Annotated in this window: 20 protein-coding genes; 9 read left to right on the top strand and 11 right to left on the bottom strand. The window is 68.3% G+C overall.

What is annotated here, in order from left to right:
* The first annotated feature begins 236 nt into the window (after positions 1–236).
* The 3 genes from THSYN_RS16110 to THSYN_RS35375 all read left to right on the top strand — a co-directional run bounded on the left by THSYN_RS16110 (position 237) and on the right by THSYN_RS35375 (position 3,278).
* Positions 237–2,063: an SLC13 family permease gene (locus THSYN_RS16110; RefSeq protein ID WP_100920039.1), complete on the top strand. Its 1,827-nt coding sequence runs from the start codon at positions 237–239 to the stop codon at positions 2,061–2,063.
* 119 nt (positions 2,064–2,182) lie between these two features.
* Positions 2,183–3,106: a hypothetical protein gene (locus THSYN_RS16105; RefSeq protein ID WP_216644550.1), complete on the top strand. Its 924-nt coding sequence runs from the start codon at positions 2,183–2,185 to the stop codon at positions 3,104–3,106.
* Positions 3,099–3,278, top strand: coding sequence for a hypothetical protein (locus THSYN_RS35375; RefSeq protein WP_157817725.1), 180 nt, complete (start codon positions 3,099–3,101; stop codon positions 3,276–3,278). Before THSYN_RS16105 ends, THSYN_RS35375 begins: the two co-directional genes overlap by 8 nt.
* Before the next feature lie 74 nt (positions 3,279–3,352).
* On the opposite strand, the gene THSYN_RS16100 is transcribed toward THSYN_RS35375, so the two are convergent.
* The 3 genes from THSYN_RS16100 to THSYN_RS16090 form a co-directional block, all read right to left on the bottom strand.
* Positions 3,353–4,120, bottom strand: coding sequence for a hypothetical protein (locus THSYN_RS16100; protein ID WP_100920037.1), 768 nt, complete (start codon positions 4,118–4,120; stop codon positions 3,353–3,355).
* A 28-nt stretch (positions 4,121–4,148) separates the two neighbouring features.
* The gene (locus THSYN_RS16095) at positions 4,149–4,691 is read right to left on the bottom strand and encodes a CpsD/CapB family tyrosine-protein kinase (protein WP_172965296.1); all 543 of its coding nucleotides are present in this window, start codon (positions 4,689–4,691) and stop codon (positions 4,149–4,151) included.
* A 122-nt stretch (positions 4,692–4,813) separates the two neighbouring features.
* On the bottom strand, positions 4,814–10,561 hold the full coding sequence (locus THSYN_RS16090; RefSeq protein ID WP_100920035.1) for a right-handed parallel beta-helix repeat-containing protein: 5,748 nt from the start codon (positions 10,559–10,561) through the stop codon (positions 4,814–4,816).
* Between the two features lie 207 nt (positions 10,562–10,768).
* On the opposite strand from THSYN_RS16090, the gene THSYN_RS16085 reads away from it, so the two are divergent.
* The 3 genes from THSYN_RS16085 to THSYN_RS16075 all read left to right on the top strand — a co-directional run bounded on the left by THSYN_RS16085 (position 10,769) and on the right by THSYN_RS16075 (position 14,198).
* On the top strand, positions 10,769–11,536 hold the full coding sequence (locus THSYN_RS16085) for a competence/damage-inducible protein A (RefSeq protein WP_100920034.1): 768 nt from the start codon (positions 10,769–10,771) through the stop codon (positions 11,534–11,536).
* Positions 11,537–11,853: 317 nt separating this feature from the next.
* A complete protein-coding gene (locus tag THSYN_RS16080) occupies positions 11,854–12,672 on the top strand; it encodes a CYTH domain-containing protein (RefSeq protein ID WP_100920033.1) in 819 nt (272 codons plus the stop codon).
* Positions 12,669–14,198: a Ppx/GppA phosphatase family protein gene (locus tag THSYN_RS16075; RefSeq protein ID WP_100920032.1), complete on the top strand. Its 1,530-nt coding sequence runs from the start codon at positions 12,669–12,671 to the stop codon at positions 14,196–14,198. The genes THSYN_RS16080 and THSYN_RS16075 overlap by 4 nt, the downstream gene beginning before the upstream one ends.
* 3 nt (positions 14,199–14,201) lie before the next feature.
* On the opposite strand, the gene THSYN_RS35370 is transcribed toward THSYN_RS16075, so the two are convergent.
* From THSYN_RS35370 to THSYN_RS16065, 3 genes are all read right to left on the bottom strand, one after another.
* Positions 14,202–14,936 (bottom strand): SAM-dependent methyltransferase, encoded by a 735-nt coding sequence (locus tag THSYN_RS35370; RefSeq protein WP_216644549.1) that lies wholly within the window; start codon positions 14,934–14,936, stop codon positions 14,202–14,204.
* Between the two features lie 38 nt (positions 14,937–14,974).
* Entirely contained in the window at positions 14,975–15,820 is an 846-nt protein-coding gene (locus THSYN_RS35365; RefSeq protein WP_216644548.1) for a class I SAM-dependent DNA methyltransferase, read from the bottom strand.
* A 172-nt stretch (positions 15,821–15,992) separates the two neighbouring features.
* Entirely contained in the window at positions 15,993–17,036 is a 1,044-nt protein-coding gene (locus THSYN_RS16065) for a Fic family protein (protein ID WP_100920031.1), read from the bottom strand.
* Between the two features lie 389 nt (positions 17,037–17,425).
* Between THSYN_RS16065 and THSYN_RS16055 the strand changes: the two genes are divergently transcribed.
* Positions 17,426–18,058 (top strand): putative molybdenum carrier protein, encoded by a 633-nt coding sequence (locus THSYN_RS16055; protein ID WP_100920029.1) that lies wholly within the window; start codon positions 17,426–17,428, stop codon positions 18,056–18,058.
* A 295-nt stretch (positions 18,059–18,353) separates the two neighbouring features.
* Here the strand turns inward: THSYN_RS16055 and THSYN_RS16050 are convergent, their stop codons facing one another.
* Both THSYN_RS16050 and tagF read right to left on the bottom strand, forming a co-directional pair.
* Entirely contained in the window at positions 18,354–19,088 is a 735-nt protein-coding gene (locus THSYN_RS16050; protein WP_100920028.1) for a PP2C family protein-serine/threonine phosphatase, read from the bottom strand.
* Between the two features lie 10 nt (positions 19,089–19,098).
* Positions 19,099–19,842 carry a type VI secretion system-associated protein TagF gene (gene tagF, locus THSYN_RS16045; protein ID WP_100920027.1) on the bottom strand — a complete coding sequence of 248 codons (744 nt, stop codon included), beginning with the start codon at positions 19,840–19,842 and terminating at the stop codon, positions 19,099–19,101.
* Positions 19,843–20,211: 369 nt separating this feature from the next.
* Between tagF and THSYN_RS16040 the strand changes: the two genes are divergently transcribed.
* Both THSYN_RS16040 and THSYN_RS16035 read left to right on the top strand, forming a co-directional pair.
* A complete protein-coding gene (locus THSYN_RS16040) occupies positions 20,212–20,652 on the top strand; it encodes a hypothetical protein (protein WP_100920026.1) in 441 nt (146 codons plus the stop codon).
* Positions 20,653–20,705: 53 nt separating this feature from the next.
* Positions 20,706–21,215, top strand: coding sequence for a hypothetical protein (locus THSYN_RS16035; RefSeq protein WP_100920025.1), 510 nt, complete (start codon positions 20,706–20,708; stop codon positions 21,213–21,215).
* A gap of 68 nt (positions 21,216–21,283) precedes the next feature.
* Here the strand turns inward: THSYN_RS16035 and THSYN_RS16030 are convergent, their stop codons facing one another.
* Genes THSYN_RS16030 through THSYN_RS16020 form a run of 3 tightly spaced genes read right to left on the bottom strand, consistent with a single transcriptional unit; the run spans position 21,284 to position 25,184 of the window.
* Positions 21,284–22,864: a protein kinase domain-containing protein gene (locus tag THSYN_RS16030; RefSeq protein ID WP_100920024.1), complete on the bottom strand. Its 1,581-nt coding sequence runs from the start codon at positions 22,862–22,864 to the stop codon at positions 21,284–21,286.
* Entirely contained in the window at positions 22,861–23,478 is a 618-nt protein-coding gene (locus THSYN_RS16025) for a hypothetical protein (RefSeq protein WP_157817723.1), read from the bottom strand. The genes THSYN_RS16030 and THSYN_RS16025 overlap by 4 nt, the downstream gene beginning before the upstream one ends.
* The gene (locus THSYN_RS16020) at positions 23,475–25,184 is read right to left on the bottom strand and encodes an ATP-binding protein (protein WP_100920022.1); all 1,710 of its coding nucleotides are present in this window, start codon (positions 25,182–25,184) and stop codon (positions 23,475–23,477) included. Before THSYN_RS16020 ends, THSYN_RS16025 begins: the two co-directional genes overlap by 4 nt.
* Positions 25,185–25,186 lie beyond the last annotated feature (2 nt).

The raw sequence follows: 25,186 nt of genomic DNA, 5'->3' as shown, positions 1-25,186 counted from the left end.
CGCAGTCGCAGGCAGGATATAATCAGCGGGCGGTGTCGTCGAACCAAGGCCAGCCAGAGTTCGCGTACCCGAGCGTCATCCCGAACGAAAACTGTTGACGGAGTGACTCATGCATACCAGGTATTGCGTATTTGGGGTCCTTCCGGCACAAGCTGAAGGCCGAGATCAAGAAGCTTGAAAAGAAGCTGTAGGCAGCACGGGGCCCCTGCGGCCCGGCTTCAGGCGCGGGGACGGGCATGACCGACCACATGATGATCGTGTTCGGCATCCTGGCGGGCGCCATCGCGCTGTTCGCCTGGGGACGTCTGCGCGCCGATATGGTGGCGATCCTCGTGGTGCTGGCGCTGATGCTCAGCGGGGTGCTGACGCCCCAGGAGTCGCTGGCCGGGTTCGGTGACCCGGTGGTGGTCCTGATTGCCGGGATGTTCATCGTCAGCGAGGCCTTGGTGACCACCGGGGTCGCGCATCGCCTGGGGGAGGCGGTACTGAAGGCGGGCGCCGGCAGCGAGGTGCGCCTGATCGCGCTGGTGATGGCGCTGGCGGGAGGGGTCGGGGCCTTCATGAGTTCGTCGGCGATTACTGCCATGCTGATTCCGGTGGTGCTGGCGATTGCCGACAAGACCGGATTGAACCGCAAGCGGATGCTGATGCCGTTGTCCGTCGCGGCCCTGACCAGCGGGATGATGACCCTGATCGCGTCCTCCCCCAATTTGATCGTCGATGCCGCCTTGCGCGCGCAGCATCTGGCCCCGCTCGGCTTCTTCAGTTGGGCGCCCTTTGGTCTGGCCGTGCTCGCCGTGGGCATGCTCTTCATGCTGGCGGCGCGCAACTGGCTCAGTCGCAGCCGCAGCGCCGCGGCCGACGGCGGGCGTCAGGCAAGCGTGGTCGATCTGATCACGGCCTATGGGCTGGCCGCTTGGTGGCACCGCCTGCGCGTTCCCGCGGGTTCCCCCCTGCTCGCGCAATCGGTGGCCGCGGCCCGGCTGCGCAGTCGCTTCGGTTGTGTCATCGTGGGTTTGGAGCGGCAACGCGACGGTAAGATGCAGGGTGTGCCGGCCCTGCCGGAGACGGTCTTCGAGCCCGAGGACGCGATCACCGTCGTCGCGGATGCCCCACAGGTGGAGTCCCTGATTGCGGCGCACCGCCTGATCCGACTGCCCCCGCTGAGCGAGCGGCAGCGCTATGAGGTCCTGCAGGAGTTGGGGGTGGCCGAGATCATGCTCGCGCCGGAATCCAAGTTGATCGGCAAGACCCTGCGTGAGATCGAATTCCGCGGGCGATATCGGGTCACCGTGCTCGCCGTTCGTCATCGCGGTGAGCCGCTCACCATGAATCTGGTGGATGAGCCGCTGGACTTCGGTGACACCCTGTTGGTCTTGGGTGAGTGGGACGATATCCGGCGGCTGGGGGAGGACCGGCAGAACTTTGTGGTCCTGGCGCTGCCGGCGGAATACCAGGAGCGGCTGCCCGCGCGCGGCCGCGCGCCGGCCGCCGTGGGCATTGTGGCGCTGATGATCACGGTGATGGCCCTGGAACTGCTGCCGAACACGGCGACCGTGCTGATCGCCGCGCTCCTGATGGTCGCCACCGGCTGCGTCAAACTGGACAGCATCTACCGCGTCATCAGTTGGAAGACGGTGGTGCTGATTGCCGGTATGCTGCCCTTGGCAACCGCGCTGACCAAGACCGGGGCGACGGTGTTGATGGCAAACCAACTGGTCGCCACGCTCGGGTCACTGGGGCCGATTGCGATGCTGGCGGTGCTGTTCCTGGTGACCGCGGTGGTGGGGCTCTTCATCTCCAACTCCGCGACTGCCGTCCTGATTGCGCCGATTGCGATTCAGGCCGCCCAGTCACTGCATGTGTCGCCCCAGGCCTTCGCCATGACGGTGTCGATCGCCTGCTGTGCCGCCTTCGTCACACCCGTGTCGTCGCCGGTCAACATGTTGGTGATGGAGCCCGGCGGCTACCGTTTCGGCGACTATGTCAAGGTCGGCCTGCCGCTGCTGCTGCTGACGATGGTCGTGACCATCGCACTGGTGGCCCTCATCTACCTCTATTGAAAAATCGCCCGCTGGGCGATTTTTCAATTTGGTTGGGAAACTGGATTTTGTCATCATTGATTTGAGTGTGATACGGCATCCTGGGGCACGGCTTTCAGTTTTTTTGGGGAGGTTCGGCAATGACAGAAATGGTAGCGACGCCGGGGCGGCTCGGGGTGGACGACCGCGTGCAGCCGGGTCAATACAGCGACGGGAGTCCGCTCGATGAGGTGCATTATCTCGAGTGCAAGCTGATCCTGAAGCCGGAGCGCTTCACATCGGCCCAGGTCTTCCTGGAGTACGGCGAGTTGGTGGCGCAGACGGCGCGGCAATTCGGGATCGGCGTGCTGAACCAGGGCCTGGTGCTCAACCCCGAACTGCGCGAGGTCGTGTTCCTGGACACGGTCGACTTCCGCCTCTACAACAACGCCTTTATCCTGCGCAAGCGCACCCTCTACGAGCACGGCTTCCGCGTAGGTGATCCGGAGATCGTCCTCAAGTTCCGCCACCCCGATCTGCAAACGGCCGCTGCCTTGGACGTGCGGCCGCAGATCGCCGGCAATTACCGGATCAAGTTCAAGGCCGAGGCCCTGCCGCTGCGCGACCAGGTGGGCGGGTACCGGGTGCTGTATTCGCACAACGCGCAGTTTCCCTTGAGCCAGGCACCCGAGGGCGACCGCACCGCGATGGGGACCCTGGTGCAGGTGTTCCCCGCCTTAGCGCTCGTGCAGGCATCCGTTGCCGAGCGGGTCGAACTGGTGAACCGGACCATCGTCGAGGAGGTCTTGCAGGACCTGGGTACGCTGGATTTCGGCAAGGGGGTGACGGCCGCGTCGAATATTGCCGTCTGGCGTGAGCGCGGCGACCATCACACCCTGTGCGGCGAGTTCGCATTTCAGGCCAAGTTCAAGCGCCGGGACGACTTGCACGACAAGGCGATTGAACGCTGTCGGCAGTTCTTCATTGCCTTACAGCAGGCTGGGCGAAACTGGCTGGCGCTCGGCACGACCAAGACCGGGCTGGTTTATCGGCTCAAGGGCAATCCGCCCCAGAGCCATGAGTGAGGTCGCTGGTCCGCACAGCGGACCCTACGGCCCCGCGCCCGTAGGGTCCGCTGTGCGGACCAGCGGCCTCGCACTCGGTGCAGTGGCCGGGATTATGATCGAGGCCGCACTGCTGGCAGGCGGCATCCTGGGTGCGGCGGGCTGTGGGACCAATGGCTTTGCTCCGCCGTGAATTCTCTCGCATTCCGAATTGCATCGCTTTTCCGATTACGACAACGACAACGACAACGACGACTGTGTTTGCGTCTAAACTATTCGTGAATCGTCAGTTACCCCGGGGAGCGTGCGGACCAGCGGATCGGCATCCGGCAGCGCACCCAGGACCGGTACCCCCAGGTAGCGTGCGATTTGCCGTTCGGACTTGAATGACGGGTCGGCCAGTTCGAAAACGGCAATCAGTGCCAGCACGCCCAGGGACGAAAGGAGCAGCACGCCGGCTGCCGGCCACCGCCGCTCGGCGCTCCACACTGAGCGCTCGCCGACCACGACGATCGCGCCCGTCGGCTGGAACTCGGGCGGCGCCGCGGCCAGGCCCGACCTGGCGCGGGTGGCGCCGTCGGCGATCCTTTTCATGAGCCGGTCGCTATAGAATGCGACGAGCAGGCGTCCGAGCGCCAGGTCCCTCCCCGCATAGCTCAACCGGATCCCGGAGTCGCCTGTCGTGGACAGTGACAGGGCGCGGCGTGCCACGCGCCGCAACTCGCCGTCATCCACCGGCAGGCGGTCGTCGGTTTGGCGACCCAGGGTCTTTTGCAGTTGCGTCAACGCGACCGCGTCGAGGAACAGGAGGTCCGGTTCCGTGACCACCTTGTTCAGTTTGATGGTGGCGATTGGACTGGTGGATGCAGCGAGCGGGAGGTCTGCGGAATAGGGCGCGAAATCCTGTGACACGCGGTAGGTCACACCGGCGATGGCCGCCACGATCAGGTAGAGGGCGAGCGGCAGCAGTGCCAGCAGTGCCCACTGCTTGTGACTGCGTAGCGCCGTGCCGTAACGTTTAAGGAAAAAACCCATTGTCGTACTCCGATCCGCCTGTCTGCGGTTATCCCTGGGCCGCCGGCGGCCAGTGGTTGGCGACGGCGCCGAGGATATTCGCGCCGGCGGCCTCCATGATTTTCTGTGCCTTTCTGACCTGTTGCCTGGGGGTCGCCGCAGTCAGGATCACCAGCACGACGCCATCGGCGATGCCCGCCAGCATCACGGGGTCCAGCATGATGCGATTGGTCGGAAACACGGCCGCGCTGTCGATCACCACCAGGTCATAGGCGTCCCTGGCCTGCCTGATCAGGCGTGCTGGGCTCGTGAGCGCCGGGCCATGGCGCCGCGACTGATCGGCAAAGTCGCTTGGCGCGGTCAGGATGTCCAGCGAATCCTCGCCGGACTGACAGACCAGATCGCGCAGGTCGGCCTCGCCGATCTGCTGCGTGGTGTGGGTTTGCGCAAGACCGAAAAACCGGTGCAGCGTCGGTTGATACCAATTCAGATCGAGGGCGGCCACGCGATATCGCCCGCTCTGCGCGGCGGCTGCCGCAAGCGCTGCCGCAAACAGACTCTTGCCTTCTCCCCGCGCGCCGCTGGTGACCAAGAGCGTGGCAGGCGTTTTGTGGTTCAAGGCATACTCGGTCGCGCTCAATATCCGTTTGACCTCGGCGATTTGTTCCAGGGTTTGTCGGCGCCTTTGTTCGTTGTGTGTCATGGGAATCGATACTAGGGCGCGGCAAGCCCACGGATGGCCAGAATGTAGTGACGGGCGACGGCACGCAGCGCGTCCAGGCCGGCGTCGTCCAGGGGCGGGTCGGCCAGTTCGAGGTGGCCGATCCGCAGGTCCTCCAGGGTGCCGTCGAGCCAGGCGCGGGCCTCGGCCGCCGCCTGGGCGTCGCGCGGGTCTTCCAGGGCCTGTTCCAGGGCCAGGAGGTAACGGAAGTCGTCGATCGATTCACGCAAGCGCTCGGCGTCCAGGGTGGGGAGGAGCCTGCCGGCCGTGGCCGTGGGCAGGGCGGCCACCAGGTCGTCCTCGCGGCCGTCCAGCGGATAATACAGGTCACCGTGGGTGGAGTTGAAGGCGAATTGGTAGAAGCCGGCGCGGCAGCCCAGGCTGCGCAGCAGGAATTGGTAGATCCCGCGCGCATAGCGTCCGCCCAGGTTGTAGGTGCCGCAGTCGTGGCCCTGATCGAGGATGGCCTGCAGCGCGGCGGCGCTGTGGTGTGACAGATAGACCTGATCGACATGGGCGCCCAGCGCGGCCTTGGGTTCGGTCGTGCTGGTGAAACTGGTGAAGACCGAGGTCTTGGACCCGGCGGTGCGGATGGCGTCCGCGAAGGCAATGACCTGGGGGATACCGGCCTCGCCCGGTTCGTCGCCCACCGTATAGACCGGTTCCGCCCAGCCGCGGGCGGCGACATGGGCGCGCACGGCGCCCAGGACCTCCGCCAGCACCATCGCGTAGGGCTTGCCGTAGCGGCTTTGGGTGTCCGTGACGGCATAGCCCTCGAAGCCGAGCCCACCACTGGGGGCCAGCCCGCCATAGCTGAGCGGGGCAAAGGGGAAGGCGCCGGCCGCCGCGCCCATCACCGAGTCGAAGCGGCTGAAGTCGAGCAGCAGGCCCCCGGCGCCAGAGCCGCTGACGGCCGGACCGCCGCGCCCGCCGCTGAAGGAGGTCATGGCGTGGTCCTGGGCCAGTTGCAGGGACGGGCCCAGGTCTGCGACGGCGCGGGCGTCCACCGCGCCCGGGAAGGCGCTGGACGGGTAGTTGGGCAGGGCGCCCAGCCAACCGAAGGGGATGTCGGCCGGTGGCAGGACGAAGGGCGCGACCCGCGCGATGACCGGCAGGGTCACCTGGCTGCCGTTGGCAAAGCCCAGCAGCAGGCTGCCTTGGATCTCCGTCTCCTGGGCGTCTGCCGGTGCCTGAACCACAAACCAGAGCCGCCGGGACTGGTTGGCCGGCAGTTCCAGCGGTAGTGCCAGGTCGTCCAGCAGATGGGGCAGCGCCGTGTAGCGCACCCCGCCGGGGGCGGTGCGGCGGAACTTGGTCCGGACGCTCAGTGATTGGGTGGCGAGCCCCGGCAGGGTCAGCTCGGCCCGGGTCAGGGTGAGGTTCGTCTTGGCGTAGAGACCGACCGTCAGGGGCTCGAACTCGCCGCGGGCGAGATCGAGCGCCAGGATGTCGACCAGTTCCGGGCTCTGCGGGATGTCGGTCGCCTGGATATCCTGGTCGAAGTGGCGCTGGAACACCAGGAGGCCGGGGGCGGACTCCGGGCCCGGTACCGGGTGCGGGGCGGTCGCGGGCAGGGTCTGGACATACTCGGTGTCGAAGTGTGCCCGCAGCCGCTCCCACAGCTCCGCCACGAAGGCCTGGCCCTGGGCCTCTTGGGCGGCGGGCCAGATCAGCAGGGCGGACAGGGTGTTGGCATAGGTGAAAGAGGACCCGGCGGCGAAACCCAGGTTGAGTTGGCCGTCGGCGACCTCGACCGTGAACTCCACGGGTTGGTAGCGCGTCGGGATATAGCGCTGCCAGGCGTCGTCGCCGGGCAGGTCCTGCGTGGCGGCGTTGGCGAAGATGCGCGCCCACAGGTTGTCCGCGCTCATGACGTGCTGATACTTGACGGCGCCCTCGGCGGAGACCGAGCGCCAGTCATAGTTCTGCACATACTCCCAGTAACCGGGGTCCTCCAGCATCAGCCAGACGTGATAGCGCCCGTTGGGCAGGTCGACGGCGAGCTCCCCGGATGGGATCGAGATCCAGTCACGCAGCAGGTCGTCGGGGTGGCGGCGGTCCTCGGCGCGCAGTGCCGCCGGGGTATTGCGCAGCCCGAAGCCGTATTCGGGTCGATAGCCGGAGGCCGTGGTCAGGGCAGTGAACCCGAACATCACGGGGCTGGTGTCGGTACCTGGGTCGAGCTTGATGAGGCGTGCGAAGTCGTGCCGGTAGGGCGGCTCCAGCGTCAGCCGCACGTCTTGGACAAAGACCTGCCCGGGCTCCAGCACGTCCACGAAGAGCCGCGTGATGGCGGTGACATCCAGGCGGCGGCGCTGTTTGATCACCGACTTCTCGCCGACGAAGACCTGGAGCGGGATACGGATGACCTGCTCGCCGGGGACGAACTCGGTGTACCAGTTCACCCGCGACCAATAGTCCGTGGTCTGCCGGTCGCGGATCTCGACGATGCCCTTGAGCGTGCTCGCGCCCGGGTTGGTGAGACGGATCTCCAGATAGTCGTAGCCGCTCCAGTCGGGCGCCGCCGCGACCTCGGGGGTCAGGTCCAGATAGCGGGCGGTGTCGCCGACCGGGGCCAGCGCGGCGAAGGCGGCCAGGGTGAGGGGGGCGGCGGCGCGCGGTGGGGCCAGGCTCGCCGGGTCGATCCCGGCGAGGCGTTGGCACAGGCGGGTCGCGGCCATCCCCGGGTCGCCGCAATAGCCCTGGAGCACGCGATCCGCGACCGTGACCGGGGGCAGGAAGCCCAGTGCGTCGCCGGTGGGGCCGAGCAGCGTCCCCCCGTCGGGGTCGCTCGCGCAGGGCTCCAGGGTCTGGAGCCGCACATCGTCGACCCACAGGTAGCCGGGGCCGTAGATAAAGAAATAGAGCGTGACGCTGCGCGTCTGCGTGAGCGTGAAGACCTGCTGCGCGACGCTCCAGTCGCGGTCGCCGGAGACCAGCTTGAGCGACAGGTCGGAGGCGCCCACGCCGGTCAGATAGAGCAGGCTCGTCTGGTTGTACTCACCGGGCTTGAGATCCCAGGAGGCGACCCGCGCGCTCAGCCGGTAGCGCCCGGGCGGCAGTGTCAGGGTCTGGCGGATGGCCGCCTTGTTGGTGCCCAGACCTTGCAGGCGCGCGGCGTGCTGCCCTTCGAGCGCCAGGGTATCCTGGTCCAGTTGCGAGGCCCCGCTCCAGATGCCGTAAGTCCAACCCGGGATCTGGCCCGCCGTGTTGCCGACCTGCTCGAATCCGCCGTTCGTGATCAGATTGGGTCCGGCGCTGCCGAGCGTGCGCAGCGGCAGGTCAACGAGCGTCTGCTCGTCCAGGCCATTGACCACGGTAAAGCGCAGGGTCGTGGTGCCGCAGGCCTCGCCGGTCGGCGTCAGCGTGAGTTGCGACCCGCTGAGGCTGGCGCTCAGGCCCGCGTCGCTGGACATGAGGCTGTAACGCAGGACCTCGGCGCCGTAAAGATCCAAGACATAGCGGCTGAGATCCAGGGTCCAGGGTCCCTGGCGGGGCTGCACCAAGGGCGCCGCGGGCGGTGCCGGGTACAGGTGCGAGACACCCGCCGGGAGCCGATACAGACGCCGGCCGAAGGACGGCAGGGTGTCGGTGAGGTGCCCGGCGGTGAGCGGCAGGCTGGTCGCCTCCAGCGGCACCACGACCTCGCCGGTCGCGCCGAGGCCGTCCAAGGTGACGTCGAGCGTGGCGTCCGCCCCGGTCAGATTCCGCGCCACGATGAACAGGTCCTGGGTCGGTGCCCGGTACCAGTCCAGCCGCACCGCGGCGGTGCCCACCAGCGGGGCCGGGGTGGCGACCCCGGTGCGGGCATCCCGGGGGCTGAGATCCGCGCCGTCCGGGGTCCCGTCTGCATCGCTGTCCGCCAGGTCCGGGAAGGTGCCGATGGCCTCTTCCTCCGCGTCCAGGAGCCCGTCGCCGTCCGCGTCCGACTGGACCTGGATGCGCTCGATCTGGACTGCGTAGTCGTCATTCCAGTTGTTGAGCATCCGCACCCCGACGCGCAGCCGCGCCCCGCTTGCGACCCCCAGAGCGCTGCCCGCCAGTGCCTGCCAATGGTCCGTGTTCCAGGCATAGGCGCGGATCAGCCCGGACTGCCGGGTCAGGCGCAACAGCCCACTCTGCAAGCGCCCACTGTGGTTGTAGTACCAGTTGGGACCGCCGGGTTGGGTGAAGTCGTGCCAGGACCAGTCGCTGGTGTCGTGGATGCGATGGGTGAGACGCGCCACCGGCTGGTCGCTCGCCCACTGGTAGTCGGGTCCCACCAGCATCAGGGCCAGCGTGGCCTGATAGCCGGGATTGGGCAGAGCCTGATCGCGGTATTCCAGGATTACGTCCAGGTCCCCGGGCAGGTCCGCGCGGTCGATGAGGCCGGCGTCGCGCAGGGTCTGGTCCTGCGGATCGGACAGGGTGAGCAGGCCCCCGGTCAGGGCCGCGGCGGGCGTGTTGACGGCGGTGAAGGCGTTGAGGTCGGCGACGCTGTCCAGTTCGCGGTTGCTCGGGACCTGAGGGCCGGTGCCGGTGGCGCCCACCGGCTGGCCCGCGCTCCCGGCGCTCAGGGCCCAGCTATCGCCGGCCAGGTGGTAATCCGCGGTCAGGCGTGGGTCGGCGCCGTTCAAGTGGGTGGCGGCCAGGCCGGCGCCGACCGCGATGCGAAAGCCCGAGATCGCAAGGTGGTCGAGTTCGGTCTGGGTGAGTGCCCCGGTGGTGGCGTCGAGCCCGTACTTGCCGGTGACCGGGTCGCCCCTGAACAGCGAGTCGCGCACGTTGTTGTCGCGGCTCGCGCCCCCGGTCTGGGTGAACCAGACCCCGCGCCCGGCGCCGATCGAGGAGTGCTGGAGGATCAGGTTGCGGCTGGCATTGGCCAGCAGGATGGAGAGCCCGCCCTTGAAGGGGACCCCGGTGAAAAAGTCCAGGTTGCCGTCGAGTCTGTTGTCGTGTGCCCCGCTCAGGCTGAAGTTCTGCGCGCTGTTGTCGGAGACGCGGTTGTGGGCCACCCGGTTGCCGGTGCTCGCGCTCAGGACGATGCCCTGGACGTTGCCGTGGACCTCATTGTGTTCGACCAGATTGTCGTCACCGCTGACGAGGATGCCGGAGCGTGAGCGCAGTTGCGTCGGGGGCAGGTCCGCATAGGCCTCATTGCCGACCACCTGGACCCCGGCGCTGTAGCCGCCGAGCCCGATCCCGGTGCCCGAGTTGGAGTGGACCCGGTTGTCAGCCACCCGGCCGCCGCTGACGTTGTGCAGCCAGATGTCCGTGTTGTTGGCGGACAGGTCGTTGCGCTCGATGCGCAGGCCTGGGGCGTCGCCCGCGGTGTAGAGGGCGAAGATGCCGTAGTCGCCGTTGCGGATGCGGTTGTCGCGGATGGTGAGGCGCGTGGGCGCCAGGGTGGCGATGACCCGCCCGGTGCGGTCGATTCCGTCCAGGGTCAGCCCCTCGATGGTGACGCCGTCCGCGGCCACGAAGACTGCCGCCCCCTGGCCGGCGCCCTTGCCGCGGATGGTGGGGGAGGCCCCCGGGGCGGCGCGCAGGGTCAGATCGGCCTTGAGGATCGAGAGGCTTTCGTTATAGGTGCGGTCGTCCGCTATCTCCAGCACGTCGCCCGGCCGGGCCGCGGCGTAGGCGGCGGCGAGGGTGTCGTAGGCCGCACCGGTGCCGATGCTCAAGGTGGCCGACTGTGCCGGAGCGCACAGCAGCGACCAGGCAAGGCAGTAGGACCAGACCCGGAGACGTGCGTCTTTCATCGCTATTATCCTTCCCTTTTAGGGGCTTGCGGATTGTACTGTGGCGTGCGTCGGCCCCTTGAGAGGGTTTGGAGACCCGCGGGAGTGGCTCGCCGCCCCGGCCGGCACCGCTCGACATCGCAAAACGGCATCGCAGACTGCATCGCAACGTGCGTCCAGCGAGTAATATTAGGACATTTCGGACCACCAATAGAGGCAAGATAACCAATGGATAAGGAAGCAGAATCCGGCGTTGGTGCGCCCGGTTTCGGCCTCATCGTCATCGGCGACGAGGTATTGAACGGTCTGCGCACGGATGCGCACCTGCCGTTCTTCAAGCAACTGCTCGCCGCGCGCGGGCACTGTCTGGCCTGGCACTGGCTGTTGCCGGACGACCCCGAGGTACTGACCGGGCAGTTGCGCATCTCGCTCGGCCTGGGGGTGCCGGTGTTCGTCTGCGGCGGCATCGGCGCCACCCCGGACGACCATACCCGTGCCTGCGCCGCCGCGGCGGCCGGCCTGGACCTGGTGCGTCACCCGGGGGCGCGCGCCCTGATCGAGGGGCGCTTCGGTGCTACCGCCTACCCTCACCGCATTTTAATGGCAGACCTGCCTGCGGGCTGTGACCTGATCCCCAATTCGTACAACCAGATCCCCGGCTTTTCACTGCGTCAACACTGGTTTCTGCCGGGTTTCCCACAGATGGCCTGGCCGATGGCGCAATGGGTGCTTGGGCACTATCAGGACCGCGCCGAGCCCCTGCGGGAGGCGGCGCTGGAGGTCCTGGGGGTGCCGGAGAGCGAGTTGATTCCATTGATGCTGGCCCTGGGTAGCCGTTTTCCCGGGGTCAAGCCCTTCAGCCTGCCCCATATCGGGGCCGATCCCCACATCCTGCTGGGGCTGCGCGGGCGGTGCGACCTGGGGCCGGCCATGGCCGCACTGCGCGCCGGGCTCGCCGCTGCCGGCATGGACTGCCGGGAGCAGCCCCCTGGCTGAGCGGCCATGTTCCGTCCCGTGGCCCAGTACCCATCGGCGGGCGCCGCCCGTCTCGAGTACCGCAAAGCAAGATTGCCGACACCCGTTCGGCGAGCGAGCACGAGCCAGGAAATTAGACAGGATTAACAGGATTCTGCTGGATTAACAGGATGAATCGGGTACGACGTGCCGCAACAAGACATCCTGCTAATCCTGAGAAATCCTGTCAATCCTGTCCATTTTTCCCGGCCACGGTTATCCTTCAATGGGATCGGGGGCTGGGCTTCCCGGTACCAGTTCGCACGCTACCCCACCTGCCACCACGGAGACTAAACACGATGAAAGCCACTGCCGAAAGAGGCGCTGCCACCCGCGAGCAGGTCGCCCGCGAGATTGCCGGTGTCGATGCCATCGAGATCAAGGTCACGATCCCGGACGCTCAGATCGAGGAGGCGCTGAACCGCTACGCCCTGAGCATCGACAATGACGAGGAGCGCTTCATCTATTTCTTCGACACCCCCGATCTCGCCCTGTTCGAGGCGGGGGTCATCGCCCGGGCACGGCGCATCATCGGGGACCAGCACGACAGCACGGTCAAGTTCCGCCCGGTGAATCCGAGCGAGGTGTCGGCGACCTGGCGCGCCCATGAGGGCTTCAAGCTGGAGGCGGACGCCAGCGAGACCGGCGTGACCAAATCGGCGTCGCTCACTGAACCGGTGGCCAAGGGCTTGATCAAGCAAGTGATCGCGGGCAATAAGGGGATCGGCAAGCTGTTCACCAAGGGGCAGGATGAGTTTCTGGCTGCCATGGGGCGGCAACCCATCGACTACGACTCACTGTCCATCCTCGGCCCCTTGGCGGCGCACCGCTGGAAGTTCACGGCGCCGGCCTGTCCCTGGCCCATCACCGCGGAACTCTGGAAGCGCTCCGATGGCGCGCGCCTCATGGAGCTGTCGATCAAGGCCCCGGCGGTCCAGGCGGCGGTGGCCATCGGCGGCTTCATGGCCCTGCTCGCCGAGGTCGGCGCCGAGCGGGATGCGGCCCAGCAGACCAAGACCCGCTGGGCCCTGGAGCACCACGCCGCGGCCCTGCGCGCGGCGGCGGCGGCGCAGACGCTGGTACCGGACGCCGAGCGCGCGCTCGCGAACCAGCCATGAGTACCCCAGTCCCCCGATGGGAGTGGCGGACCTTCGGCGCCGGGCTCGGCGCGCCCGGCGCCCGCCTCGCCGCCCTGGCCGACGCGGCGGCGCCCCCGGTCCAGTCGAGCGACGAGGTCTATCTGCTCTCAAGCCACGGCGATGCCAACGTCAAAGTCCGGGACGACCTGATGGACATCAAGCAATTGGAGCAGACCGACCGGGCCGGTCTGGAGCAGTGGCGCCCGGTCCTCAAGGCCGGCTTCCCGTTGCCCGCGGCGACCCTGGGCCAGGTCTTCGCGGCCCTGGGGCTGCCCGTGCCGACCCTCGCACGCGCCGCCTACAGTCTGGACGAATTGACCCGGGAGCTGATCGCGCCGGAGCCTCAGTTGCGGGTGCTCGCCGTCCACAAGGAGCGCACGCGCTACCGGGTGGACGGCTGCATGAGCGAACTGACCCGGGTCGCGGCCGGCGGGGCGCAGACACAGACCCTGGCCGTGGAGTCCGAGGACCCCGCGGCGGTGCTCGCCCTGGTGCAACGGCTCGGGCTCGCGGACCTGCCCAACCAGAGCTACCCCCGCGGCCTCAAGTCCCTGGTGGCCACAGCGCCTGGCCTGGGCGCGGCAGCGCTCCCGTTGCGCATCGCCGTCCTCGACCTGGGCACCAACTCGGTCAAGTTCCATATCGGCGAGCGTGACCCCGCCGGCCGCTGGCAGCGCGTCCTGGACCGCGGCGAGGTCACCCGCCTGGGCGAGGGCCTGCGCGAATCCGGCTTCATCGCCCCCGCCGCCTGGGACCGGACCCTCGCCGCCGTCTGTGCCATGGCCGCGCAGGCGCGCGCCGCCGGGGTCGCGCAGACCCTCGCCCTGGGCACCATGGGCCTGCGCAACGCCGGCAACAGCGACGCCTTCATCGCCGCCGTGCGGGAGCAGTGCGGCCTGACGATCGAGGTCATCGACGGCGCCGAGGAGGCCCGGCTCGCCTACCTCGCGGTGCAGGCCGGGGTCGGCCTGCCGGACGGCGCGGTCGCCGTCTTCGACACCGGCGGCGGCAGCACCCAGGTCACCATCGGGCGGGGAGGGCGGGTGCTTGAGCGTTTCAGCCTGGACCTGGGCGCCGTGCGCATCACCGAGCAGTTCGGGCTGGCCGCCCCGGTCGAGCGCGACCACCTGGACGCGGCCCTGGCCGCCATCGCCCGCGAACTCTCCCGGCTCGACCAGAGCGCGCCGCCCGACGCCCTGGTCGGCATGGGCGGTGCCGTCACCAACCTGGCGTCGGTGAGCCTGGGCATGACCCGCTATGACCCGGACCTGATCCAGGGCGCCATCCTCACCCGCGGCGAGATCGAGCGCCAGATTGCACTCTATGCCGGCCTGGACCGCGCCGGGCGGACCGCCGTCCCCGGCCTGCAGCCCGGTCGCGCCGACGTCATCCTGGCCGGTGCACTGATCGTGCGCACGCTGCTCGACAAGTTCAGGCAGGACCAGCTCGAGGTCAGCGACCGGGGGCTGCGCCACGGTGTCCTCATTGACCGGTTTTCCGCTTGATCCTTAGAATTGATCGATCGGGCCTTCGGCAGCACCGGTCAAGTCGGAGTCTGTCAATAAACCAGCGAGCCGAGTCAATGCCGAGTCGATCGTACGCTGATGCGCCGCGATCACGGTCAAGACCGCTTCCGGCGAGCGGCTGTCCTGCCCGCCGCGGGCGCGGGGGTTGACTGCCTTCAGGTCGAAGACCGCCGCATCGATGGCATCCGCCCGCGTCTGGGCCTCGCGCGCCTCCCGCTCCGCGTCAGCCAAGTGGGCGAGGGTCGCGGCGAGTTCCAACCCCTGGGTCTTGTCCCGCCGCAGCGCCGCGGCCTTGGCCCGCCAGTGGATTGCCTGGGCGCGCCGGCGCTCGGCCTCGGCCAGGTGGGGGGCCATCGCCGCGCGCGCCTGGTCCCTCCTGGTCTCGATGTCCAGGGTCCAGGACAGGCCGCTGTCGGCCGCCGGGGTGCCGCGCGTCGGCAGCAGGCGGGCGAAGCTGGGGAAGGGCGCACCGACCTCCTGGTCGGTGGTCCCGGGCAGGGGGCCGGGGTCCGCGTGCGGCTCGATCGCCTCTTCGGCGAGCAGTTGGAGCAGGCTCGCCGGTAGGGCCGCGTCGTCCAGGACCTCTCCGTCGCGGCCGAAACCGAAATGGGCCAGGGTGAGCGGCTGCTTCTTGCCCACCCGCACCCCAGAGAGGTCGTAATACCAGGTCCGGCGGGTCGGCCGGCCCTTGGTGAAAAAGAGCAGGTTGGTCTTCACGCCCGCCCCCGCGGTGGTGAAGACCCCGCCCGGCAGGCTCAGGACGCACCACAGAACGTGTCGTGCTTGAGGCGTTCGAGCGCGGTGGCCGCCGGTGCCTCGCCGAGCCGCCGGGCCAGGTGCTCATAGGCCTCCGCCAGGAAGCCGCCGGTGCCGCAACAGGGGTCATAGACCGTCTCGCCGGGCTGGGGGTCCAGGGTATGGACCATGGCCCGGATCACCTCACGCGGGGTGAAGAACTGGCCGCCGTCGGAATTCTTCTCGCCCATTTTGAGCAGCAGGTCTTCATAGACCTGCGACAGGGTGAAGAAATGGGTGTCCTCGATATGGTCGATGCTCAATCGGTGCACCCGGTCCAGGATCTCGCCCAGATTGGTCTCGGAGTCCACCCGCACCCGCTCGACCGCCGTCATGATGCGCCCCACGATGCGCTGCTTGCGGCTCGCCTGCGGATTGGGGCGCCCGTCCGGCAGCAGGTCAAGCCGGCGCAGTTGGGGCAGCAGGGCCTTGTTGATGAACCCGATCAGGTGTTCGTCGCCCAAGGCGAACAACTCGTGGCGCTTCCAGCCCTGGGCCTTGCCGTCGCTGGTGCGCGGGTGGTCCGGGGCGTCGGAGTAGGGCGCCGCCCAGTCCTGCCACCGGTAGGGCGTGCGCAGTGCGGGGCTGAAGTCCCGACCCTGGATCGCCGCCGCCGCCTCCTCCCGCGACTCCTGGGCGTCCAGGATGCGCAGGAACAGTATCCAGGTCAGCTCCGGGACATATTGCAGTGCGCTCGCGCAATTGGAGCGGCGCATCACGTCGCAGACGCCCTTTACGAAGGCGGACAGGGAGCCCAGGGAGGCAATGGACTTGGGCGCGGTCTTTTTCTGGGGAGGGCGGGGCATGGTGGGTATCCAGTCCGGAAGCTTTATTACGTGAAGGCGCTGAAAATGTGAACAAAAATGGAGCGCAAGAGCCCCGAAGGGGCGTGACATACCAGCTTTGGGGCCAGACGCGGGCGGCTTCTGAGCCGTTGCATCGAGTCATTACCCCCTCTATTACCCTCACTAGCCGTTATTACCCCTTCTTCTGCCACCGGGCCGCCGGCCCGCGCCCGCGGCACGCGATGACGCCGGCCGCCTGCTGGTCGCGCAGGACGCGCCGAATCATGTCCCGGCTGACGCCCGGGCAGGCATGCTCCAATTGACTCAGGGTGAACTCGACAGACAACCCCCTGATCGCCATAACAACCTGATCGGTCTTGGCCCCGCGCGGCGACTTGATCTCTCCCAGCTGTTCGGAAAATTCACGGTAGGCCGTCTTGAGGATGTAGAACAGATAATTGATGTAAGGCCATGAGTCGTGCTTGCCCGCGTGCCACCCCTGGGAGCTTTGCTCCAGGGTTTCGTAGTAGCGCGCCTTGTTCTGTTCGATGAGTCGTTCCAGGCTGATATATCGTCCCACCTCGTAGCCCAGTTGGTAAGACTGGAGCAGCAACAGCAGGCGCGACACGCGCCCGTTGCCATCGCGGAACGGATGGATGCAAAGAAAGTCCAGGTTGAATGCCGCTAACGCGATCAGCGGGTGAATCCAGCGTTCATCCAAGCAACATTGCCAGTCGGCTAGCAGCTCGCTCATGGCGCCCAGGGTTTCAGCCGCGGGTACCGTGCGGAAGCGAATCCGCTCGTCGCCATCCGGATAGCGCTCGATGATGTCGACATCCTTTTCCTTATACTTGCCGGCGTCCCAAATCTCGCCCCGGGTCAGCCGATGCAGCTTGCGAATTGTCGCATCACTGAGGTCCAGCCCCGCGGCACCCTCGTGAATCAGAGTCAAGGCATCGCGGTACCCCCGTACCTCCTCTTCGTCGCGGTCACGCAATAACGGCTGGCCCAGGATCAGTTCGCGTACCCGGCCGTGCTCTACCGTCACGCCCTCGATGCGATTACTCGATACCGCACTCTCGATCAAGGCGTGCTCCCGCAGGGCCTTCAAGCGCTGCGGCGATTGGCGCGTGAACAGCGCCTGCTGACCGCGGGCCTCGCCCAGGTCGGCGAGATACCAGGAGGTCCCGGCTGGGACGGTTGTGTCAGAGGCGCAGAAGCGGCGCAGGGTGTTCATAGTGTAAGGAGCCAGTTGGTCTGCCGCGTTGGTTGTTCGGATTACCGCGAACGTTTCAGGAGGAGAACGCCCGCTCGAGGAGCAGGGCCGACAGCTCCTCCAACCTCCCTCGCCCGCGCGAGGGCCTGGGCGCGCAGGCGGCGCAACTCCGCCAGGGCCTTGCTGATGCGCGCCTGCACTGCGAAGGGCGGCAGGTCGATGGAGCCCTCGGCCAGGCGGTTGAACAACATGCGCTCGCGCAAGATAGGCGAAGTCGACGGCCGCCGCATCGCGACCCTCGCGTGCGCACCGTCAACCGGGCATCTACACTGAGGGAGCGCCCCCGGGATCTGCCCTTGCCGGGACCGGGCGGGCGCGGCGTTTCGGTCCACCTGTCAGCGGAGGCACCCATGAGCGGCTTCGTGGATAAACTCAAACTCAAAGAGCGGGCCGAGGAGGATCAGTATTTCGCCCGCCAGGACCGCGCCCTGCTGGCCGCGCTGCACCACCGCGACGGCGCGGACAGCGCCGTCCGGCGGGTGATCGCGGGCGGTCAGACCGGGGTCGACCGGGCGGCCCTGGACGCGGCCCTGGCGCTGGGTCTGCCGGTCGGCGGCTGGTGCCCCGCCGGCCGTCGGGCGGAGGACGGACCCATCCCGGACGCGTACCCACTGACGCCGACCCCGGGCGCGGACGATGAGTCGCGCACCGAGTGGAACGTCCGCGACAGCGATGCCACCCTGATCCTGCACCAGGGCGAACTGGCCGGCGGCACCCGGCTCACCGCCCAGATCGCCCGCCGCCTGGGCCGCCCGCTGCTGCTGCGCGACCTGGACCACCCGGTCGCGGTGGCCGAGCTGGCGGCCTGGCTGCGCATCAATCAGGTACGGGTACTCAACTGCGCCGGTCCGCGTGAGTCCGAGCGCCCTGGCATTCAGGCCCAGGCGCAGGCCGTATTGGCCGCGGCCTTCGGCGCCTGGCAAGACCAGGGCCGGGATCGCGTAACGGCAGTGCCCGGATCAGTGGCCGCACCGCAGCCGTAGGGTGCGCCGTGCGCACCATGGCGCCGCCCGCGACCCTGACCACAGTGCCCGCGCGCAGCCGCTCGGCCTAAATCCGAAAATTGCTCTCACAAAGACACGAAGACACAAAGAACACAAAGAAAAACAGATCATTGAAGGCGTTGAGCCGATCACCACGCAGGTGACCCCGTCGCGACATATCGTTTTGCGAATCTTTGTGATCTTTGTGTCTCTGTGAGAGAACTGCTCTTTCTGGGTTCAAGGTGCGCCCAGCGCCCCGGACGCCTGATGGTCCGCGCCCTCGCGCCTGCCGGTATCAGTCAGCGGGTGCATCGAAGCGGACAACGACCGCGGTGACGTTGTCGCGCCCGCCGGCGGTGCAGGCATGCTCGACCAGCGCGCGCGCGACCTGCGCGGGGTCCGCGCCGCCGAGCAGGGCGGCGATCTGCGGGTCGCTCAGTTCCTTGTCCAGGCCGTCGCTGCACAGTAGGTAACGGTCACCGGCGCGCAGGGGTTCGACGCGCAGGTCGATCTCCACCCGGGCCTCGGCGCCGATCGCCCGTGCCAGGACGTTGGAATAGGGGTGGTGATCGGCCTGCTCGGGGGTCAGGAGCCCCGCCTCGACCAGGGTCTGGACTTGGGTGTGGTCACGGGTGAGGCGGGCGATGGTGCCCGCGCGCAGCCGATAGGCGCGGCTGTCGCCGACCCACAGGATGCCGCAGTGATCGCCCAGCGCGATCAGGGTCACGATGGTGCTGCCGATCACGTCGCTGCCCTGGGCGGCGGACTCGGCGGCGAGCTCGCGGTTGACCTCGGTGAGTGCACCGCGCACCGCGTCGGCCGCGGCGCCCAGGAGGCGCGGGCGCGGCAGGAGCGCCAGCGCCTCCATCAGCATCCGGCTCGCCCGCTCCCCGTCGCGGTGGCCGCCCATGCCGTCGGCGACGGCCCAGAGACCCAGGTCGGGGCGGTCGAGATAGGCGTCTTGATTGATGGTGCGGCGGCGGCCCTGATCGGTGGCGCCGCCCGAGGTCCAGCGGAAATCGGTGGTCATGCTATCCATCTCAGGCGCTCTGCGCGGGGTCCGCGGGTGGGGTGTCGAGCAGGCGCCAGTCGCGGCCCGCCCAGTCGCCGCTCAACAGGGCACTGAACCCGGCGGCCGGCGGCAATCCCTGGCACGCCAGAAGCGACGGGGCCACGCGCTCGGAGCCCTGGGTCCACCACAGACTGTACCCGAGGAAGATGACCTCCAGCGCCTGCGCCAGGAGCCGGTTGCAGGCACCCGGCAGGTCCGCCGGGGTGGCGGCACTCAGGTGCCAGGCATTGGGCCGGCCCAAGGCCGCCGGTCGCGGTGGGCTTGGTCTCGGCACGGCGGCGTCGGGGGCACCCAGGGCCAGGACCTGGCCGTCGAAACGCTCCAGTGAGAAGGGCTCCGCGAGCGCCGCCAGGGCCAGCTCTTCGGCCTGCTCGAACCAGTGCGCGGCGTCCAGGACCGCGATCGGGTTGGTGCCGGCCGGCAGAGCACAGGCCAGCGTGAGGGGGAAATAGCGGCCGACGCGATCCACGCTTGGCATCAGGACCCCGGCCCAGACGCCCCGGCCGGCCACCCCGGGGCTCAGGACGAAGCGCCACAGCGGACTCGTGAGATAGCGCTCCAGCCAGCCGTCGCCCAGTTGCTCGCGGCTGGCGGCCAGACACTCCTGCAGCCATTGGTCCCAGGGCGCGATCAGTTCGGTCGGCAGGCGACGACTGACGAAGTCGCCCAGGCTCGGGACCTTGCCGTAAAAACCGGTGCCGCCTGTCGTCATCGGACCCCCGTCAGGGCTGAAGGGTTGAGGATGGCGCTCGCGCCGTCCACGCTATTCTACAGATACCGACGCGCCGGATGTCGGTAATGAGTCGCTCTCCGACGCGGCCGGACGGTGGGGTTGCCGCCGGCCATGGTCCCGCCGGCCGGCACCCTGGGGCCTCGATCGGCGTTGCGACGGATTGCCGTTGCCGACCAGGGCGATCATCCTTGCGGCGCCTGGCCGGCGGGTCAGGAACGAAAAATTCAGCTATAGTCGCGGTGGACGTGCGCCCGCAACCCCGCGGGCGGATGCCTGCGGCGAGGGCCGATCCGCGGATGCGCCGACGCGAGCGGGTGCCCGTTGCAGCGACCAGATGAGGAGATTGCCATGCCCAAGCCCCCCCGTTGGACGCCAGTCTGCGCCATCCTGATGGCCGCGGTCGCCGTCCTGGGCTGCTCCGACAACCCACGAGAGGACGTGCGGCTGACCCTGTGCAAGGACATGATCACGCTGGAACTCGGCTCGGTGCCGTCCTGGCAGGGCAGCGAGGTCCGGACCCGGGGCCATCAGGGCGCGACGGTGACGGTGCGCTTTGCGAGCGCGGACGGCGAGGGGCAGGCGCGCTGTGACTATCGGTACGACGCGGTCGAAGATACGGCGCTGATGCTGGTCAATCCGATCGAGGCCTATTCCACCTCGCCGTCGCAGATGATCCTCGACGGCCGCACCATCACTAATCCGGAACTGGCCCAACTGGTGAAGCGGGCGATGCAGAAGCAGGGACGTGAATTCATCGAGCGGGCCGGCAAGGTGCTACGGGGTCAATAGACCTAAGCAATCGTGGTGCCCAATACCAACCCGCAATCCTGGAGCAACAGCAAGTGTCACTGAAGCATGTCATCGTCGCCGCCGGCGCCGCCATGTCGATCTGCCTGTCCGGCGCGCTTTGCGCCGGCGCCCAGCCCGCCCCGGTCGTCGAGGCTGGAACCTACGCTAACCAGGCCGCCCCGGTCGTCGAAGGCGCCGCCCCCGCCCCGGTCGCCGAGGACCCGGCACCCCCGGGCACTGAAGGCGAGGCCGCCGTGGCGGATGAGGCCGAGGCGCAGCCCGGCGCCGCAGTCGACGCCGACGCTGCCCCGGTCACCGGGCCGGCGACCGACGTCCAAGTGGCCGAGGATGATGCCGCTACCGCCCAGGAGTACAAACGCATCAAGATGGACGAGGCCACCGCCGCGGACGACAAATTCCATGCCAATCGCACCCAGGCCAACATGATTGCGCGCGACCAGGCGGAGGCCGAGGCCGGGGCGGCCATCAGTCGGGCGCACGCCGCCCAGGACCGGGCGAACGCGGCCAAGGACCGGGCGGCGCGGGCCGGAAATCGCCAATAAAGGTCATTCGCCTTCCTCACGACAATTGGCTTTCCGTTCGATTCATGCGTCGGTGTGCCCACGATGGACTAGCGCCCCAGTTTCCGGCGCAGCCGGCGCACTTCTTCTTCCGCCCCATCCACCTGCTCCAAGCGCCCCAGATACTCTTCGGCCTTGTCCATGCGGCCTTGGATGGCGCGGATCTCGGCCATCTGGGAGAGGGCCACGGGTTCGTGCGCCTCGAGCATGAGGGCTTCGTTGAAGAACTGGATCGCCAGGTCGAACATTCCCAGTTGACGATGGACGAAGCCGAGCTTGGCGCAGACGACCGCTGAAGGGGGCGCGGACTCGTGCAACGCCTGCAACACCGTCGCGGCCTCAGGATAGCGGCCTGCCAGCCCCAACGTGACGCCCGCGCGGAAGCGGTACCACCGCTTCTCGGGCCACTGTTCGGCCAGCCAGGCGTAGCCGTCGGCCGCCTCCTCGTAGTGCTTGAGTCGGACGTCCAACTCGCTGCGGCCTTCCATGGCACCCTGCAACGCCACGGGTTCGGCTCCTTGTGCGCGAAGCCACTGGATGATCCGCTGGTAGACCAGGTGCGCGACGTCCAGCTTGTTCACGGCGCGCGCCGCGGCGGCGTAGATGAATAGCAGATTAGGCGTGGTCGACATGCGCCGCAGGGCCTCCTCCAGCCGGTCGACCGCCTCCTCACCCCGACCCTGGGCGATGAGGTCCTTGGCGAGGCGCTCCAGGTCAGTGGCGAGCGACACGGTGGCCGCGGGCGGCCGAGCCGGGGCCGTGACCGGCAGGGTCTGCTCCATGAGCCGCGCCTGCAGACCTTCCACCGCGGCCAGTAGCTCGGCACCGGTGGCGTAACGCCGGTCGGGGCGCTTCTCCAGGCAGCGCATCACCAAGGCGTCCAGCGGCGCGGGGACGGACGGGTTGATTTCCATCGGACGCGGGAAGGGCGTGAGGTTCATCACCTCCGCCAAGGTCCGGCGCGGGAAACGCCCCGTCAGGAACCGATAGGCAATGACACCGCAGGCATAGATGTCGCTGGCGACATAGCGCCGCCCCTGGCCGTCGACCGCGGTGCCCAGGATCTCCGGCGCCATGTAGGGCAGGGCGCCCGTGCCGTCGGTCTCCACGAAGCGGTCCTCGATGGGACGGGTCTGGCCGAAGTCGAGCAGGCGGGCACCGCCGCCGGGCGGGAGCAGCACGTTGTCGAGCTTGAGGTCGCCATGGGCCACTGGCGGTTCCAGAACGTGGAGGTAGGCCAGACCTTCGGCGATGTCCCGGAGCCACGCCAAGGAGTCTTCCAGCGTCACGAGCCGCGGCTGGTCCTCGTTGCCGAGGCGCTCAAGCAGGGTCGGCCCCTCGACGTATTCCATCCACATGACCACGAGTCCGTCGATGCGCTCGGCGCCGAAGACGCGCACCAGACGGTCGTGGTCGAAGCCCTTCGCGATGGCCGCTTCCTCCAGCAGCACCCGCAGCGCGCGGTTCTGCTGGTTCTGCAAATAGACCTTGACGGCGACCTTGGGCGGCAAGCCCGGATCGGCCAGGCTGTCCGCGAGCCAGACGTCGCCGTAGCTGCCGCGCCCGAGCAGGCGCACCAGGCGAAAACGCCCCCCGAGCGCGACCCCCGTGGCCAGGTCCGCCACCTTCATGTCAGCACCGCTAGCAGCTTGCGGCCGCCGCCTACATCCCCGAAGACCGCGGTCGCGAGCAGGAACGCGGAACTCCGTCCGAGGCCGCGCACCGGCGTACCGTCCGCCGCGCGGAAGCCGCTCGCCATCACGCCGCGCACCGCGTCGCGATCACCCAGGTCCGTCCCCGCCAGCGCCCAGCCCACCAACAGCAACAACCGCGGCCGTTCCCCGAGGGCTTGGTGGGCCTGCAAGAGGTTCCTGGCCTTGTCGGCCAGCTTGACCGGCTTGCGGGCCTCGGCGCGCTCGAACTCGCCCAGCACGACCGCCTCCCCGCTGACCCGCTCCCACCAGGCGACATCGGGCCGCACCGAGTGCGCAGCGCTGCGCGAGGGCACCCGCACCGGGTACTCGGACATGGCCCAGAAACCGGCCTCGCGCCCCACCGCGGCGAGATAGTTGCAGCCCAGAGAATGGATGGTGTGGCTGAAGTCCTCCACACCCCAGGCGGTGAGCATCGGAAAGGCCGCGTGCGCGACCGCGAGCGAGCGGAACTCCGAGCGCAGCGCCTGCTCCGCCCGCCGGACCGCATCCAGGTAGTGTGGGTGCGCGCCGTCCTGGACCTGATCGCTCACAAGCGCCCCGGCCCCCACTCGTCGAGGATGCGCGGCGACTCGCCGCCGTGCTTGAGCGCCTTGTAGCCGACCTTCACCAGCAGGGGCGCCGGGATGGAGCGCCCGGACACCAGCGCCTCGCCGGTCGAGAGTGCCGGCAGTTCGTCCACATCCGCCTGTGAGAGCTGCTCGGTGGACTTCATGATGAAGCGCTGGTCGTCCGGATTCTTGATCCGCATGGTGATCAGCGTGTTGCACTGGCTGGTCACGTCCGGGTCCAGCTTGGACGGGCGCTGGGAGATGATCGCGAAGCCCACGCCGAACTTGCGGCCCTCGGCGGCGATCTTCTTGATGATGTCGCGTGACAGCGACGGGCCCTTGGCCGGGGCGAAGTTGTGGCCCTCCTCATAGACCAGGAAGCAGGGCCGGGTCCGCTCGGTCTTGCCGGCTGCGGCCGCCAGGATCTCGGAGGAGAGCAGCGCGACGATGATCTGCCGGGCGTCGTCGGACAGCCCCTGCAGGTCCACGATGACCAGCCGGCCGGCCACCCGTTCACCGCAGAGCGACGAGCGGCCGATCAACTCCTTGATATCGGTCACCGACCGGCTGCGGGCATCGTAGAAGGCCCGGGCCTCCTGCAGGAGTTGGCGCAGGCGCATCCCGGCGATGGCGGCACTGCGGGCGCCGAGCGCCTTCTTCTCCTCGTCGGTAAGGTTGAGCCCGGCGTCGTCGCGGACCTCGTCGAGGCGCCGTGACAGGAGATCGATGAGCACCTGCACGTCGCGCGGCTGGCTCGGCTGGTCTCGCTTCCACTTGCGGATCGCCGCGTCGAGCACCCGCATCTGGGGCTCGGTCAGGCCGGGCAGGATGCCGCCGATGGAGTCGAGGTCGAAGTTGTCGAACTGCAGGGCCAGCCGCCGGTTGGTGCCGGCGTACTTGAGGTCGAAACCCTCGTCCTGGGGCGTGTAGACCTGGATACCGCCGCCCAGGGCCGCGAGCCGTTGCAGGCGCTCGACGATCTTGGGCAGGGCCTCCTGGTCACGCGGGTCATCCACCTCTGCCATCCCGGGGTTGGTGCGCAACTGCCCGCCCTCGAAGGCGCGGCCGTACTCGCCGTGGGGGTCGAAGACGACCACGGTGCCATTCATCTGGGCGACCAGCCGCTCGATGATCCTACCGACCGTGTAGGACTTGCCGGAGCCGGTCATGGCCAGCACGGCCAGGTGCTCGGTGGCCAGCGTGTTGACATCGAGGAAGATCGGTACAGCCTGGGCGCCGGTCTCGTAGCCCACCAGATTGCCGAGGTGGATCGAGGTCGCCTCGCTGAACTGGTAGAAGTCGCGCAGGAAGGCGTAGTCCACCCCGTAGACCTTGGCCCCGGGGTCGAGCGGTCGGCGCGGCAGCCGGATCTCGCCGGTTGCCGGGTCCTTGAAGCCGATGAGTTCGACCGTCGCATAGAGCGTCTCGCCGCTCGCGAGTGACCCGGGCAGCACATTGACCTCGGCGATGCCCTCGCCCAGGGCGTCCGAGTAGAGGATGTTGCTGCGGGAGATGCCGACGATGCGCCCCAGGCAGTCGGTTGCCGGCTGGCGCTCGCGCTCGCTATGCGGGACGCGCACGAACTCGCCGCGGCGGGCGGAGAAGGAGCCGCGCAAGGCCACCCGCAGGTTGGTCGGGCTGCCGGTGTTGCCGATGAGTTTGCCGAGATAGTCGGGGGCGGTGGGCATGG

This window comes from Candidatus Thiodictyon syntrophicum, from assembly GCF_002813775.1.
GTDB lineage: Bacteria > Pseudomonadota > Gammaproteobacteria > Chromatiales > Chromatiaceae > Thiodictyon > Thiodictyon syntrophicum.
The sequence above is the reverse complement of the archived record's forward strand: the minus strand, read 5'-3'. Positions and strand labels throughout refer to the sequence as shown.